The 13,095-nt window shown below is 72.5% G+C and carries 10 protein-coding genes; 9 read left to right on the forward strand and 1 reads right to left on the reverse strand.

What is annotated here, in order from left to right; genetic code table 11:
- The first annotated feature begins 88 nt into the window (after positions 1–88).
- The 8 genes from Q9R26_RS17050 (at position 89) to mfd (ending at position 10,849) form a co-directional block, all read left to right on the forward strand.
- A complete protein-coding gene (locus Q9R26_RS17050; protein ID WP_311227990.1) occupies positions 89–1,009 on the forward strand; it encodes a hypothetical protein in 921 nt (306 codons plus the stop codon).
- Between the two features lie 84 nt (positions 1,010–1,093).
- A complete protein-coding gene (locus tag Q9R26_RS17055; protein WP_311227991.1) occupies positions 1,094–2,368 on the forward strand; it encodes a histidine kinase in 1,275 nt (424 codons plus the stop codon).
- Positions 2,365–3,021 (forward strand): response regulator transcription factor, encoded by a 657-nt coding sequence (locus Q9R26_RS17060; RefSeq protein ID WP_182066273.1) that lies wholly within the window; start codon positions 2,365–2,367, stop codon positions 3,019–3,021. Before Q9R26_RS17055 ends, Q9R26_RS17060 begins: the two co-directional genes overlap by 4 nt.
- An 8-nt stretch (positions 3,022–3,029) precedes the next feature.
- Positions 3,030–4,004, forward strand: coding sequence for a hypothetical protein (locus Q9R26_RS17065; RefSeq protein ID WP_311227992.1), 975 nt, complete (start codon positions 3,030–3,032; stop codon positions 4,002–4,004).
- A 328-nt stretch (positions 4,005–4,332) separates the two neighbouring features.
- Complete coding sequence (locus tag Q9R26_RS17070) at positions 4,333–4,962, forward strand: 50S ribosomal protein L25/general stress protein Ctc (protein WP_182066275.1); 630 nt, start codon at positions 4,333–4,335, stop codon at positions 4,960–4,962.
- A 29-nt stretch (positions 4,963–4,991) separates the two neighbouring features.
- Positions 4,992–5,576 (forward strand): aminoacyl-tRNA hydrolase, encoded by a 585-nt coding sequence (gene pth, locus Q9R26_RS17075; RefSeq protein ID WP_182066276.1) that lies wholly within the window; start codon positions 4,992–4,994, stop codon positions 5,574–5,576.
- Positions 5,577–5,732: 156 nt separating this feature from the next.
- Positions 5,733–7,154, forward strand: a complete 1,422-nt coding sequence (locus tag Q9R26_RS17080) for a hypothetical protein (protein ID WP_311227993.1) — start codon at positions 5,733–5,735, stop codon at positions 7,152–7,154.
- Between the two features lie 86 nt (positions 7,155–7,240).
- The gene (gene mfd, locus Q9R26_RS17085) at positions 7,241–10,849 is read left to right on the forward strand and encodes a transcription-repair coupling factor (RefSeq protein ID WP_311227994.1); all 3,609 of its coding nucleotides are present in this window, start codon (positions 7,241–7,243) and stop codon (positions 10,847–10,849) included.
- 159 nt (positions 10,850–11,008) lie between these two features.
- On the opposite strand, the gene nhaA is transcribed toward mfd, so the two are convergent.
- Positions 11,009–12,187: a Na+/H+ antiporter NhaA gene (gene nhaA, locus Q9R26_RS17090; RefSeq protein WP_311227995.1), complete on the reverse strand. Its 1,179-nt coding sequence runs from the start codon at positions 12,185–12,187 to the stop codon at positions 11,009–11,011.
- Between the two features lie 90 nt (positions 12,188–12,277).
- On the opposite strand from nhaA, the gene Q9R26_RS17095 reads away from it, so the two are divergent.
- Positions 12,278–12,973: a MazG family protein gene (locus Q9R26_RS17095; protein WP_311227996.1), complete on the forward strand. Its 696-nt coding sequence runs from the start codon at positions 12,278–12,280 to the stop codon at positions 12,971–12,973.
- Positions 12,974–13,095: the final 122 nt, after the last annotated feature.

Below are 13,095 nucleotides of genomic sequence, written 5' to 3' on the forward strand. Positions count from 1 at the left end.
GTGTTGAACGGGCGCGGTGTTGAACGGGAGCGGTGTTGAACGGGCCTGGTGTTGAACGGGCCTGGTGTTCAACGGGCACAGTGGTCGCGTGGAGTTCGCAGACGTCGCCAGGGAGCTGCTGCTCGTCGCGCCGCAGGACTTCGTCGCTGAGCGCACCGCTCGGCAGCGCGCGGTGCGGAAGGACGACCGTGCCCTCGCCACGGCGATCGGGCGGCTCCGGAAGCCCGCCCCGGCGGCCTGGGTGATCGACCTGCTCGCCCACGACGGTGCCCTCGACGACGCCGTCGACCTCGGGCCGGCGCTCCGCAGGGCCCAGGCCGACGCCGACCCCGACGCGATCCGGACCCTCCGTCGGCAGCGCACCGAGGTCGTCGACGCCCTCGCGCAGGCCGGTGCGGACCTGGCGTCCGACGCCGGACACCCCGTGACCCCGGCGGTGCTCGAGCAGGTCCGGGCGACGATCGAGGCGGCGATGGCAGACCCGCACGCCGGCGCGGCCGTCCGGTCGGGGCTGCTCGTGACGGCGCTCGAGAGCGTGGGGTTCGACGCGGTCGACCTCGACGGGGCGCTCGCGGACCCGGACGCGGTCCCCGATGCCTGGTCCGGCAGCGATGCCCCGCCCATCCCCATCTCCCAGGCGAGGGGTGCGCGGCAGGCGAGCCGTGCCTCCAGGGCCGCGCAGCGCGATGCCCCGGAACCGGACGCCGAACCCGAACTCGAACCTGAGCCCGAAGCGGACAGCGACCCGGCCGCCGATCGGAAGGCCGCGCGCCAGGCCGAGACCGCAGCGCGCACGGAGTCCCGCGACGCCGACGCCGCACTCGACACCGCCGAGGCCGACCTCGAACAGGCTGAGGAGCGCCGCGCGGAGCTCCAGCGTGCCCTCGAGCAGGCCGAAGCCGACATCACCCGCCTCGAGGCAGCCCGCGACGAGGCCGAGGCTGCGAGCGACCGGGCCCGCGACGTCCTGCACGCCGCGCAGGAGCACCGCCGCAAGGTCGGCCGCTGAGCCGTCCGGTCGGACCTCATCACCTCGGATGAAAAGCGGCCGCACGGCTCGGTCCCCGTCTGGCGCGGCCCATACGCTCGCGTCATGACCTCCCTCCTCCGCCGGTACCGGCACCTGCTGGCCCCCGCCACCGGCGCCGTGTACCTCGTGCTCTGGATCGTCGCCGAAGCCGGGCGCGCGGAGCTCGCCGATCACGTCGTCGTGGTGTCGGCCTTCGCCGTCGCCATCGGCCTCGCCGCGTGGATGCCCGGGACCGCGCTCGGACTGGTCGTCGGCATCCCGCTCCTGCAGGCGGCCCGACTGCTCACCCGGCCGACCGACACGACCTGGCCGGAGTACCTGGCGATCGCGATCGTCGTCGGCGTCGTCGGCGCCGGCCGGTCCGACCTGCTCCGCTACCTGGCCGTCCCCGTGCTCCTGCTCGCGAGTGCGGCGGCCGCCTGGGCGATGGCGGTCCCGACCGCTGCCGACCAGGATGTCTGGAGCAGCTGGGTGGGGCACTCGGGCGGGACCCGGTCCGACCTCGTCACGATCGCGTTCGCGTTCGTGGGGGTCAGCGGTGTCGCCTGGGCGGTCGGCGTGGCCATCGGTGCCGCGTGGCGGATCGGCCTCGCCCGGGTCCGGGTGGTCGAGGCACAGCGCCGCACCGAGGTGACCACGACAGAGCTCCGGGCCGAGCAGGACCGCGCGCGGATCGCCCGTGACGTGCACGATTCGCTCGCCCACTCGCTGGCGGTCGTCGTCTCCCAGGCCCAGGGTGCCGCGGCCATCGCCGTGCGGGACGACCACGCCGCCCGAGCGTTGCAGGACATCGCCGACGTGAGCCGCTCGGCATTGGGCGACGTCCGCGCCCTGGTGGAACGCATCCAGGCGAGCGACGACGCCGATCGCCACGGGCTGCGCGACGTCCCCGACCTGGTCGAGGACATGCGGGAGCTCGGTATGACCGCGACGTTCGAGGAGCACGGGGCCGGGCTGTTGCCCGCGGGCGGCGCCAGCGCGGTGCACCGGATCGCGCAGGAGAGCCTGACGAACGTGCTGAAGCACCAGGGCCGGACAGCGACGGCGCGGGTTGCGCTCGACTGGCGCGGACCGGGGCTCGGCGTCGTCGTGTCGTCGCGGGGGAGCGAACCCCTCGTGGAGCTCGACGGCACGGGGTCCGGTGTGGCCGGGATGCAGGAGCGCGCCCGACTGGCTGGCGGCTGGCTGCGCGCCGGTGTCGGCGACACCCCGGACGAGTGGGTGGTCACGGCGTGGATCCCGACGACCGCGGTGGTGCCGCCCGCGGCGACGGCCGGGGTGCTGCCGACCGCAGCGACGGCTGAGACCGAGACCGGCCTGCCGGAGCACGTCCGATGACCGCCGTCCGCGTCGCAGTCGTCGACGACCAGCGACTGTTCGCCACCGGGATGCAGATGCTCGTCGACGCCCAGGACGACATGTCCTGCGTCGGGACCGCCGGTGACGGTGCCGCCGCCCTCGAGCTCTGCGCCGCCGAGCACCCCGACGTGCTGCTGCTCGACCTGCGGATGCCGGTCATGAACGGCATCGAGACCTTGACGCGTCTCGCCGACTCGACCCACGACCGCCCGCGGGTCGTCGCGCTCACCACCATCCGCCGCGACGACGCCGTCCTCGCAGCACTCCGTGCCGGAGCCGCCGCCTTCCTGACGAAGGACGCCCTGCCCGATGTCGTGACCGCGACCATCCGCGACGTGCACGCTGGCCGACCGGCACCGACCGAAGCCGAGGCGCTCGACCTGCTTCGCGCGCAGGGCACCCCGGCCGTGACCGATCGGCGAGAAGAGGTCCTCGACGCGTTGACCGCCCGCGAGCGCGAGGTCTTCCTGCTCGTCGCGAAGGGGCTCAGCAACGCCGAGATCGCCGAGTCCGTCTTCCTGAGCGACGCCACCGTGAAGACCCACGTCCGCGCCGTCCTGATGAAGCTCGGACTCCGGAACCGGATCCAGGTCGTCATCACCGCACACGAACGCGGCCTCGTCCGCGCCTAGGGGGAACCATGCAGATCACCAACCGCATCGCGAAGACCGGCACCCTCGTCGTCGTCCTCGCCGGACTGGCCAGCGCCGTGGTCCACGGGCTGCCCGATCGCGCCGACGTCGCGGTCGCACCCACCGTCGAACAGGACAGCACGGCGTGGACGATGCCGCTTGACGCCTTCGCCGCACCGGCCTCGTCGAAGAGCACGTACGCGGAGAACCTGGTGGCACAACCCTGCCTGCGGAAGGCTGGCATCGACGACGCGGCTCCCTGGGCGACCGGGGCCGGGCTGCAGGCCGACGACGACGCTGGCGACACCGCCGCTCGGGCGAACCCGTCACCCGCACTCGCGACCACCCGGCCCTTGACCGCGGCGCTCGCCGAGACCCGCGGCTACCACGGGCCGTCCACCGCCGGTGCGAACCAGGAGGGCATGCGGAAGTGGGGGTACGACCCCGACCGTCAGGCGGCTTTCGCCGCGCTCCCGGACGGCGTGGCCGCCCGCTGCTGGAACGCGGCCCGGAAGACCCTCGGTACCACGCTGCGCGGCACCGAGCAGGCGGCGTCAGAACTGGCCCAGCGCCTGACGTACCTGGCGGCGCTGGACGCGCGCCAGGACGACCGGGTCCGTACAGCCGCGGCCGGGTGGCGTACCTGCATGGCGCCGTCCGGTGTGCTGGACCTGCCTGAGGGTCCGGAGGGCATGCCGACCCCCTCGATGCACGTCAGCGCACGTGACGGCGACCAGGTCGTCCTGTTCTCGGACGATCCGGGGAAGGCCGAGATCGCCGTCGCCGGACGGGACGTCGCGTGCCAGGGGTCCTCCGGCTACCGCAACGCGCTGTACGCGGCGGAGTGGGAGCGGCTGCTGCACGTCACCGCGACCGATGCGGTCGTGCTCCGGAAGGGCTCGACGAGGCAGCTGCAGGTCGACGCCCGCCTCGACAGGGCGATCGCGCGGCTCGCGCCGGCGGCGCCTGCAGACGTCGACTGACCCGGCAGTCGCGGGGAGCGGTCCTGGGGGGAGCGCCCCGCGCCCGCCGCGCGGGGCGACGGACGGGAGGCCCGTGGCGGGACCGCCACGGGCCTCCCGTCCGTCACTGGTGTGCGTCCGGACCGTGGCGCGCGACACGCCCGGACGGTCCTGCTAGACTCAGTCCCTGACTTCGGCGAGGGCTGCGTACGCGCGGCCGTGATCGACGCGGTGGGATACCCGGCAAGACCCTGGGATCGTTCCTCACGCGTGCACGCGTTCGAGTTGCAACACCACAGACCCCCACGATGCCGGCACCCCGGCGTCGTCCCCGACACCAGGAGGCACCATGGCCGACTACACCAAGCTCGCAGCGGAAGTCCGCACCAAGTTCGGCAAGGGCGCTGCTCGCAAGCTCCGCGCGGCCGACAAGATCCCCGCGGTCGTCTACGGCCACGGCACCGAGCCGAAGCACATCTCGCTGCCCGGTCACGAGACCATGCTGCTCGTCCGTACCGCCAACGCGGTCGTGGACCTCGACATCGAGGGCGCTGCGCAGCTCGCCCTCGTCAAGGACGTCCAGCGTGACCCGGTGCGCCAGATCATCGAGCACATCGACCTCGTGGTCCTCCGCCGCGGCGAGAAGGTCACGGTCGACGTGCCCGTCGTCGTCGAGGGCGAGTCCTTCTCCGGCACCATCCACGTGCAGGACCTCAACACGGTCTCGCTGCTCGTGCTCGCGACCGACATCCCGGAGCACGTCACGGTCGATGTCGAGGGCCTCGAGGACGGCAAGCAGATCACGGCCGCCGAGCTGACCCTCCCCGAGGGCGCCGAGCTCGAGACCGACGGCGAGGCGCTCGTCGTGCAGATCGTCACCCCGCGTGGCACCGCGGACGACGACGCCGCGGACGAGGCATCGGCCGAGGCCGGCGCCGAAGCGGGTGCCGAGGGCGGCTCCGAGCCGGTCTCCGAGTAACACCCCTCCGAAGACATCTGGTCGACGCTGTGACGGATCGAATCCTCGTCGTGGTCGGGCTCGGGAACCCCGGGCCCGACTACGCCGGCAACCGCCACAACGTCGGCCAGATGGTCCTCGACGAACTCGCCTCGCGCATGGGTGCGACGTTCAAGAAGCACAAGACGCCGAACCAGGTCGCCGAGGGGCGCCTGGTGCCCGGCGGCACGCGACTCGTGCTGGCGAAGCCCGGGTCGTTCATGAACACCTCGGGCGGACCGGTCTCCTCGGTACTCGGTTTCTACAGCGCCACCCCGGCCGACCTCGTCGTCGTGCACGACGAACTCGACCTGCCGTTCGACACCGTCCGCCTGAAGGGCAACGGCGGGCACGGCGGCCACAACGGTCTGCGCGACATCATCAAGGCCACCGGCACGAACGAGTTCACGCGCGTCCGGGTCGGCATCGGACGTCCGCCCGGTCGGCAGGACCCGGCCGACTACGTGCTGCGCGACTTCTCCGCAGCCGAGAAGAAGACCCTTCCGATCCTGTTGGCCGACGCCGCCGACGCGGTACAGGCGATCGCCGAGGTCGGGCTGCTCGCCGCACAGCAGCGCGTGCACGCCCCGTCCTGATCCCGTCCGTCAGCCCGGCGCACGTGCTCGCGCGGGCTCGGTCCCGTCGCTGTCCTGTTCCCGCGCAGTCCCCGAACTGGGGGACCGACGGCGTACCCCGCCGCGGGTAGGTTCTCGTCGGGGCGACGGGTCCCACGACGAAGGCCGGGGGCACGGATGACGCAGGGCACGACGATCTCCGGCGCGCTCCGGGCCGCCGTGCTGCCGGGCGGCGTCGCCGTGCTCGTCGCCGGGTTGGTCACCGTCGGTGTGCTCAACGGGTTCACCGTCCCCGCGGTCGGCGCCGTGCCGGACGAGTGGGCTCCCCAGACCGCGGAGACCACAGCACCGCCGGTGGCGGCGTCCTTCTCGGCACCGAACGACGTCGACCACGACGCACTCGGACGCCTCGTCGTGGCCGACTTCGCGGCGAACGGGGTCCTGCGTCGTGACGTCGACGGCACCTGGGAGACCGTCGCCGGGTTCGGCACGCACGACGCGGCGATGTGGAACCCATCGGCCGTCGTGGCCCTGGCGGACGGGCGCTTCGTCGTGGCGGAGGCCGGTCGACGCACCGTCGCGGTGCTCGACGGCGGCTCGGTCCGACGCATCCCCGCACCACCCGTCCGCCGGTCGGTCTCCGAGCTCGCCGTGGACGGCACGACGGTGTGGGCTGCCGTCCCCGGGAGCGGCGAACTGTGGACCGCGGACCTGGGATCGGGCGACTGGACGACGGTCACCGGCCCCTGGACGGACCCGGGCGGGGTCGCCCTCAGTGCGGACGGCAGCGCGCTCGTCGTCACCGATGCCCAGCGCGATGAGGTCTGGCGGATGCAACGGTCGGACGGCAGCGTCCAGGCCCTCGGGTTCCCGGCCACCGAGCGCGCCCGTCTGCTCGGGGTCGCGGTGGACGACGACGACTCGGTGTTCGCCGTCGACAACAGTGGCGGGAGGGTGTGGTCGTACGACGGCGAGGCCTGGACGGTGGCACTCGACGCAGCGCCTGACGGGTCCCCGCTCGCGAACCCGACGGCGGTGTCCGTCGACGGACCCCGGATGGTGGTCGCGGACTACAACCGACGTCGTGTCGTCACGGCCACGCGCTCCCTCGCGGCCGAGCCGACCGCGAGCACGACGGTCGTGGGGCCGCCGACGACGCAGGCCCCGGAACCGGTGCCGACGACCCCTGCACCCGAACCGACCGGTGCGCCGACGCCGGTTCCGGTCCCGACGGCCACGGTCACCCCGACGGAACGGCCGACGACCGCCCCTGTTCCGGTACCGACCGTGCCCGCCCCCACGACCGGGCCCGTGCCACCGACCCCCGAGGTCTCCACGCCCGTCGCTCCGACACCCGGGGCGACGGCCCCCACGGCGCCGGTGGTCACCGGGGGCGCGGCAGCCGCGGGTCCCACCACAGCCGGCGGTGCTGCCACTCCGACCACGGCCGCCGGGACCGCCGCCCCTGCCGTTCCTCCGACACGGTCGGCCCTCGCCGTCACCGGTGCCTCCGTCGCCGGTCCGCTCGTCGCCGCCGCGGTCCTGCTCGGGCTCGGGCTCGTGGTCCGCAGCTCTCGCACCCGCCGGAACCGCGGCTGACCGCACCACCACCCCGCACACCGGCCCCTGTTCGCCCGCTGCGCACACCGGTCCGGGTGTCGGACCTCGCCGGTACCATGGGCGGAGTGACGATCTCGGGCATCATCCCTGCGCTCTCGCGCGCCTCCGCCTTCGATCGCGTGCTGCGCGCCGCACCGCGCGACGCCGACTTCTCCGTCGTGGACGGCCTGCGCGTGCCGCTGCTCGGCGCGCTGCTCGCCGAACGCAACGGTCCGCAGTGCGTCCTCGTCATCACGGCGACCGGGCGTGAAGCCGAGGCGGTCCGAGAAGCGTTCGGCAGCTACGTCCCCGACGCCGACGTGCTCGAGTTCCCGGCGTGGGAGACCCTGCCGCACGAACGCCTCAGCCCGAGTGCCCAGACCGTCGGCACGCGCATCGCGACGCTCCGGAAGCTCGCGGCGTGGCAGGCGGCGGACCCGGCCGAGCGTCGCCAGACCATCGTCGTCGCGAGCGTCCGCGCCGCGCTGCAGCCGATCGCGAGCAATCTGACGTCCCTGGCGCCGGTGGTGCTGCGGACCGACTCGCGGGGCAACGACCTGGCGGCGATCGCGTCCCAGCTGGTGGACCTCGCCTACTCGCGCGTCGACCTCGTCACCCGCCGTGGTGAGTTCGCGGTGCGCGGTGGCATCCTCGACGTCTTCCCGCCGACGGCCGACCACCCGGCACGCGTCGACTTCTTCGGCGACGAGATCGAGGCGATCAAGGCGTTCTCCGTCGCCGACCAGCGCACCACAGAGGACGACCTCGGCTCGGTCGAGCTGACGGCCTCGCGCGAACTCCTGCTCAGCGACGACGTCCGGCAGCGGGCGCGCGAGATGCTGCACGAGTTCCCGAACCTGTCCCAGATGCTCGCGAAGATCGCCGAGGGCATCCCGGTCGAGGGCATGGAGTCCCTCGCACCGGCGCTCGTGCAGGACCTCGTGCCGATGACCTCCTACCTGCCGGACGACGCCACCATCGCGGTGTTCTCGCCCGAGCGGGTGAACGGCCGCGCGAACAGCCTGGCCGAGACGAACACCGAGTTCCTGCAGGCGGCCTGGAGCGCCGCGGTCGCCGGTGCCCAGGCCCCGATCGACCTCGACGCGGGCAACTTCCTGACCGTGCAGCAGCTCAAGAACACCCGCGGCCAGCGCACCTGGTGGACGGTGTCGCCGTTCGACTCCGGCCTCGACGAAGGGGACACGGAGCGCGTCCTCACCGACGCCGAGGCCGCCGCTGAGGCCGGCGAGTACATCCGCGTCCGGGCCGAGGCCGTCCCGAGCTTCGCCGGCAGTGCCGACGGGGCGATCGCGCACGTCAAGTCGCTGACGGACGACGGGTGGGCGGTCGTCGTGACCGCGCAGGGCCAGGGCCTCGTCGAGCGTGCGGTGCAGGTCCTCGCCGACGCCGGGGTCGCCGCACGTGCCGACGCCGTGACCGCGCCGCCCGAGCCCGGCGTTGCCGTCGTGACGACGGCGAGCGTCGAGCACGGCTTCGCGATCCCCGACCCCCGCATCGTGGTGCTGAGCGAGGCCGAGTTCTACGGCCGCAGCGTCCAGCAGGGCGCCCGCACCGTCAAGAAGCTCGCGAGCCGGCGCAAGAACGTCGTCGACCCGCTGCAGCTCAAGCCGGGGGACGTCGTCGTGCACGCGACCCACGGCATCGGCAAGTTCGTCGAGCTCGTCAGCCGCGAGGTCTCCAGCGGCGGCCGCAACGCCGTGAAGACGCAGCGCGAGTACCTCGTGCTCGAGTACGCGCCGTCGAAGCGCAACTACCCGGGCGACAAGCTCTTCGTGCCGACCGACCAGCTCGACCAGCTGTCACGGTACGTCGGCGGCGAGTCCCCGACCCTGTCGAAGATGGGCGGCTCGGACTGGTCCGCCGCCAAGTCGAAGGCGCGCAAGGCCGTCCGCGACATCGCCGTCGACCTGGTCAAGCTGTACTCGGCGCGCATGGCGTCGAAGGGGCACGCGTTCGGTCCGGACACCCCGTGGCAGCGCGAGCTGGAAGAGGCGTTCCCGTTCGCCGAGACCGCCGACCAGCTCACCACGATCGACGAGATCAAACGCGACATGGAACGCCCGATCCCGATGGACCGCCTGCTCTCCGGCGACGTCGGCTACGGCAAGACCGAGGTCGCGATCCGTGCCGCGTTCAAGGCCGTGCAGGACGGCAAGCAGGTCGTCATGCTCGTCCCGACGACCCTGCTCGTCCGCCAGCACATGGAGACGTTCCAGGAGCGCTTCGCCGGGTTCCCCGTGCACCTGCGCGCCCTCAGCCGGTTCCAGACCGAGAAGGAGTCGAAGGAGACCATCGCCGGGCTCGCCGACGGCACGGTCGACATCGTCATCGCGACCCACCGGATCCTCTCGCAGGGCATCACGTTCAAGGACGTCGGGCTCGTCATCATCGACGAGGAACAGCGGTTCGGCGTCGAGCACAAGGACCAGCTCAAGAAGTTCAAGACGAACGTCGACGTCCTGGCGATGTCGGCGACCCCGATCCCGCGCTCGCTCGAGATGGCGGTCACGGGCATCCGCGAGATGTCGACCCTCGCCACCCCGCCCGAGGACCGCCACCCCATCCTGACCTTCGTCGGGCCGCAGTCGGACCTGCAGGTGGCGGCGGCGATCCGCCGCGAGCTGCTGCGCGAGGGGCAGGTGTTCTACGTGCACAACCGCGTGAAGGACATCCAGTCGGTCGCCGCGCACCTGGCCGAGATCGTGCCGGACGCCCGCATCGCCGTGGCGCACGGGCAGATGTCGGAGAGCACCCTCGAGCAGGTCATGGTCGACTTCTGGGAGCGCCGCTTCGACGTCCTGGTCTCGACGACGATCATCGAGACGGGCCTCGACATCGCCAACGCGAACACGCTCATCATCGACAAGGCGGACAAGTACGGTCTGTCCCAGCTGCACCAGCTGCGCGGTCGGGTCGGCCGCGGGCGGGAGCGCGGGTACGCGTACTTCCTCTACGACTCCGAGAAGCCGCTGTCCGAGACCGCGCAGGACCGCCTCGAGACCATCGCCGCGAACAACGAGCTCGGCGCGGGCATGCAGGTCGCCATGAAGGACCTCGAGATCCGCGGGGCCGGAAACCTGCTCGGCGGGGAGCAGTCCGGACACATCGCCGGCGTCGGCTTCGACCTGTACCTGCGGATGATCGGCGAAGCGGTGTCGCAGTTCCGCGGCGACGTCGCCGAGGGGCAGACCGAGCTCCGGCTCGAGATCCCCGTCGACGCGCACATCCCCGAGGACTACGTCGAGTCCGAGCGGCTCCGGCTCGAGGCGTACCAGAAGCTCTCGGCCGCCTCGGCCCCGACGGCGCAACCGAACGCGATCGACATGGTGCTCGACGAGCTCACCGACCGCTACGGACAGCCGCCGCAGGCCGTGCAGACCCTGGTCGAGGTCTCCCGCCTCCGTCGCATGGCGCAGCAGGTCGGCCTGTCCGACGTCGTGGTGATGGGCTCGAACCTGCGGGTCGCCGGCAAGGAACTCGCCGACTCGTCGCAGGTGCGGCTGAAGCGCATGTTCCCGGGGGCGCGCTGGTTCCCGCAGCAGAACGCGACGAGCATCCCGATGCCGCGTCCGCACGACCAGGCGCTGCCGGACGACGCCCTCATCCGGTGGGTGGAGAGCATCCTCACCGCCGTGTACGGGGCGACGACCCCGGCCGAGGCGCCGGCCGCGTAGACGCGAGCGCACACGGACCGGAGGCACGGTGCCAGCTGGCACCGTGCCTCCAGTCCGTCCGTCGCCACGTCCACGGCGCACACGCCGTCTGCGACAGAGCACGCGTCGAACGACGCGTGGATCGTCGCGGAACGGGTGCGAACCCCGGCCGGCGAGTCGCTACTCGGTGTCTTCGGCCTCGGACAGCTCGCGGCGTGCGCGGTAGGCGCGCGCCCGGAGGGTGACGACGACCGCCGACGCGACGATCGCGATGCCCGATCCGACGAGCACGGCGAGGACGCCCTCGTCGAGGATCTCCTCGTTGCGGGCGAACGCCAGTTCGTTCATGAGCAGCGACACCGTGAACCCGATGCCGCCGAGCACGCCGACGGTGATGATCGAGAAGAACGACAGCGACGAGCGGCCGGGCGAGCGGAAGATCCGCGTGGCGACCGTGCCGAACAGCGTGATGCCGATGACCTTGCCGACCGGCAGGGCGACGACGACCGCCCAGAACGTGGGGGAGAGCTCGCTGATGCCGACCGCGGGGATGACGACGGCGGCCGATGCGAACGCGAACACCGGCAGCACGACGGCATTCGACCACGGTTCGACGTTCTCGTGCAGGGTGTGGCCAGGGCGGCGGGGGAGCACGAGACCGAGGGCGACGCCGGCGATCGTGGCGTGCACACCGGAGTGGTACACGAGCCACCACGTCACGAGCCCCACCAGGACCATCGCCACGATGATCAGCGTCTGGCCGCTGCGCCCCGGGCGGAGCATGCGGCCGAGCAGCCAGAACGCCGCGAGCGCGACCACAGCACCCACGAGGGCCAGGAAGTCGGTGTCGTGGGCGAACACCACGGCGATGATGATGATCGCGATGAGGTCGTCCAGCACAGCCAGCGCGAGCAGGAACACCCGGATGCCGCTCGGCAGCCCGCGACCGAACATGGCGAGCACCCCGAGCGCGAACGCGATGTCCGTCGCCGTCGGGATCGGCCACCCGTGCGTGTACGGCGTGCCCGCGGTGACGAGCAGGAAGACACCGGCCGGGACGAGCACCCCGCCGACCGCCGCGATGGCGGGGATGATCGCGGTCTTGGGGTTCGACAGCTCGCCGTCGACGAGTTCCTGCTTGAGCTCGATGGCGACGAGCAGGAAGAAGACCGCGAGCAGCCCGTCGCTGATCCAGTGCGCGATCGACAGGTCGAGGCCGAGGGCACCGAGCGGCAGGTGCGCGTCGAGCAGTCGTTCGAGGCCGGGGCCGACGGGGGAGTTCGCCACCACCAGGCCGAGCACGGCGGCGGTGAGGAGCGCGATGGCGCTGAAGCGGGGGGAGCGGACGAGGGACGACATGGATCTCCGTCTCGAGGGGTCGGGTGATTGTCCGTCGACCAGACTTCCCGACACACCACGACCAGTCTACGCGGGTGGCACGATGACCAGATGACCGCCGTACCGGACCTCGTGACCGTCGTCGACCGCCTGCTCGCCGAGGACGGCGGGTGCGTCTGGAACCAGGCGCAGACCCACGCCTCGCTCGCCCGCTACGCCGTCGAGGAGTCGTACGAACTCGTCGACGCCGTCGACGACGGCGACCCGGACGACGTCCGCGAGGAACTCGGCGACCTGCTCTACCAGGTGGTCCTGCACGCGGGGATCGCCGCCCGGGCGGGGGACTTCACCCTCGAGGACGTCGCCGCCGGGGTGCGGGACAAGATGACCCGGCGGCACCCGCACGTGTTCGGGGACGAGACCGCGGACACCGTCGAGGACGTCGTCCGGGTCTGGCGTGCGGCCAAGGCCGCCGAGAAGGCGAGTCGGCGGAGTGCGTTCGACGGGGTGCCGCGGGCGATGCCGCCCCTGGAGCGTGCGGTGAAGCTGCTGGAACGCCTGGAGGAACGTGGGGACGCCGACGCGGTCGTCGCGTCCGTCGTCGGCGTCGGTTCCGGCGCTGGCCTGGAGGCCCGTGGTTCGTCCGCTGCGCCGGCTGCGGACGACGGGGTGGGGACGGTCGACGCCGAGTGGGGGCGAGCGGTGCTCGGGGAGGTCGCGGCTGCGGCAGGACGAGGGGTGGACCCGGTCGCGAGTCTGCGGGCCGCCGTCTCAGCGCTGGAGGAGGCCGGTCGCGCTGTGGAGTGATCCCCGGCGCGCGACGTCGTCTCGGGGCTCGGAGGATCCGGGCAGGGGGAACGGGCGCCCTCCCAACCCGAAAAAGAGAGGGCGCCCGGGAGCGGGCGTCGGCTCCACCAGGGAGAGGGGCC

The organism is Curtobacterium sp. BRB10, assembly GCF_031844325.1.
GTDB classification, from domain to species: domain Bacteria; phylum Actinomycetota; class Actinomycetes; order Actinomycetales; family Microbacteriaceae; genus Curtobacterium; species Curtobacterium poinsettiae_A.

Excerpts from the sequence above, each read along its gene's own strand:
- Q9R26_RS17070 (WP_182066275.1), top strand. The coding sequence starts at position 4,333 with ATGGCCGACTACACCAAGCTCGCAGCGGAAGTCCGCACCAAGTTCGGC.
- Q9R26_RS17055 (WP_311227991.1), top strand. The coding sequence starts at position 1,094 with ATGACCTCCCTCCTCCGCCGGTACCGGCACCTGCTGGCCCCCGCCACC.
- nhaA (WP_311227995.1), bottom strand. The coding sequence starts at position 12,187 with ATGTCGTCCCTCGTCCGCTCCCCCCGCTTCAGCGCCATCGCGCTCCTC.
- Q9R26_RS17095 (WP_311227996.1), top strand. The coding sequence starts at position 12,278 with ATGACCGCCGTACCGGACCTCGTGACCGTCGTCGACCGCCTGCTCGCC.
- Q9R26_RS17065 (WP_311227992.1), top strand. The coding sequence starts at position 3,030 with ATGCAGATCACCAACCGCATCGCGAAGACCGGCACCCTCGTCGTCGTC.
- Q9R26_RS17060 (WP_182066273.1), top strand. The coding sequence starts at position 2,365 with ATGACCGCCGTCCGCGTCGCAGTCGTCGACGACCAGCGACTGTTCGCC.
- Q9R26_RS17080 (WP_311227993.1), top strand. The coding sequence starts at position 5,733 with ATGACGCAGGGCACGACGATCTCCGGCGCGCTCCGGGCCGCCGTGCTG.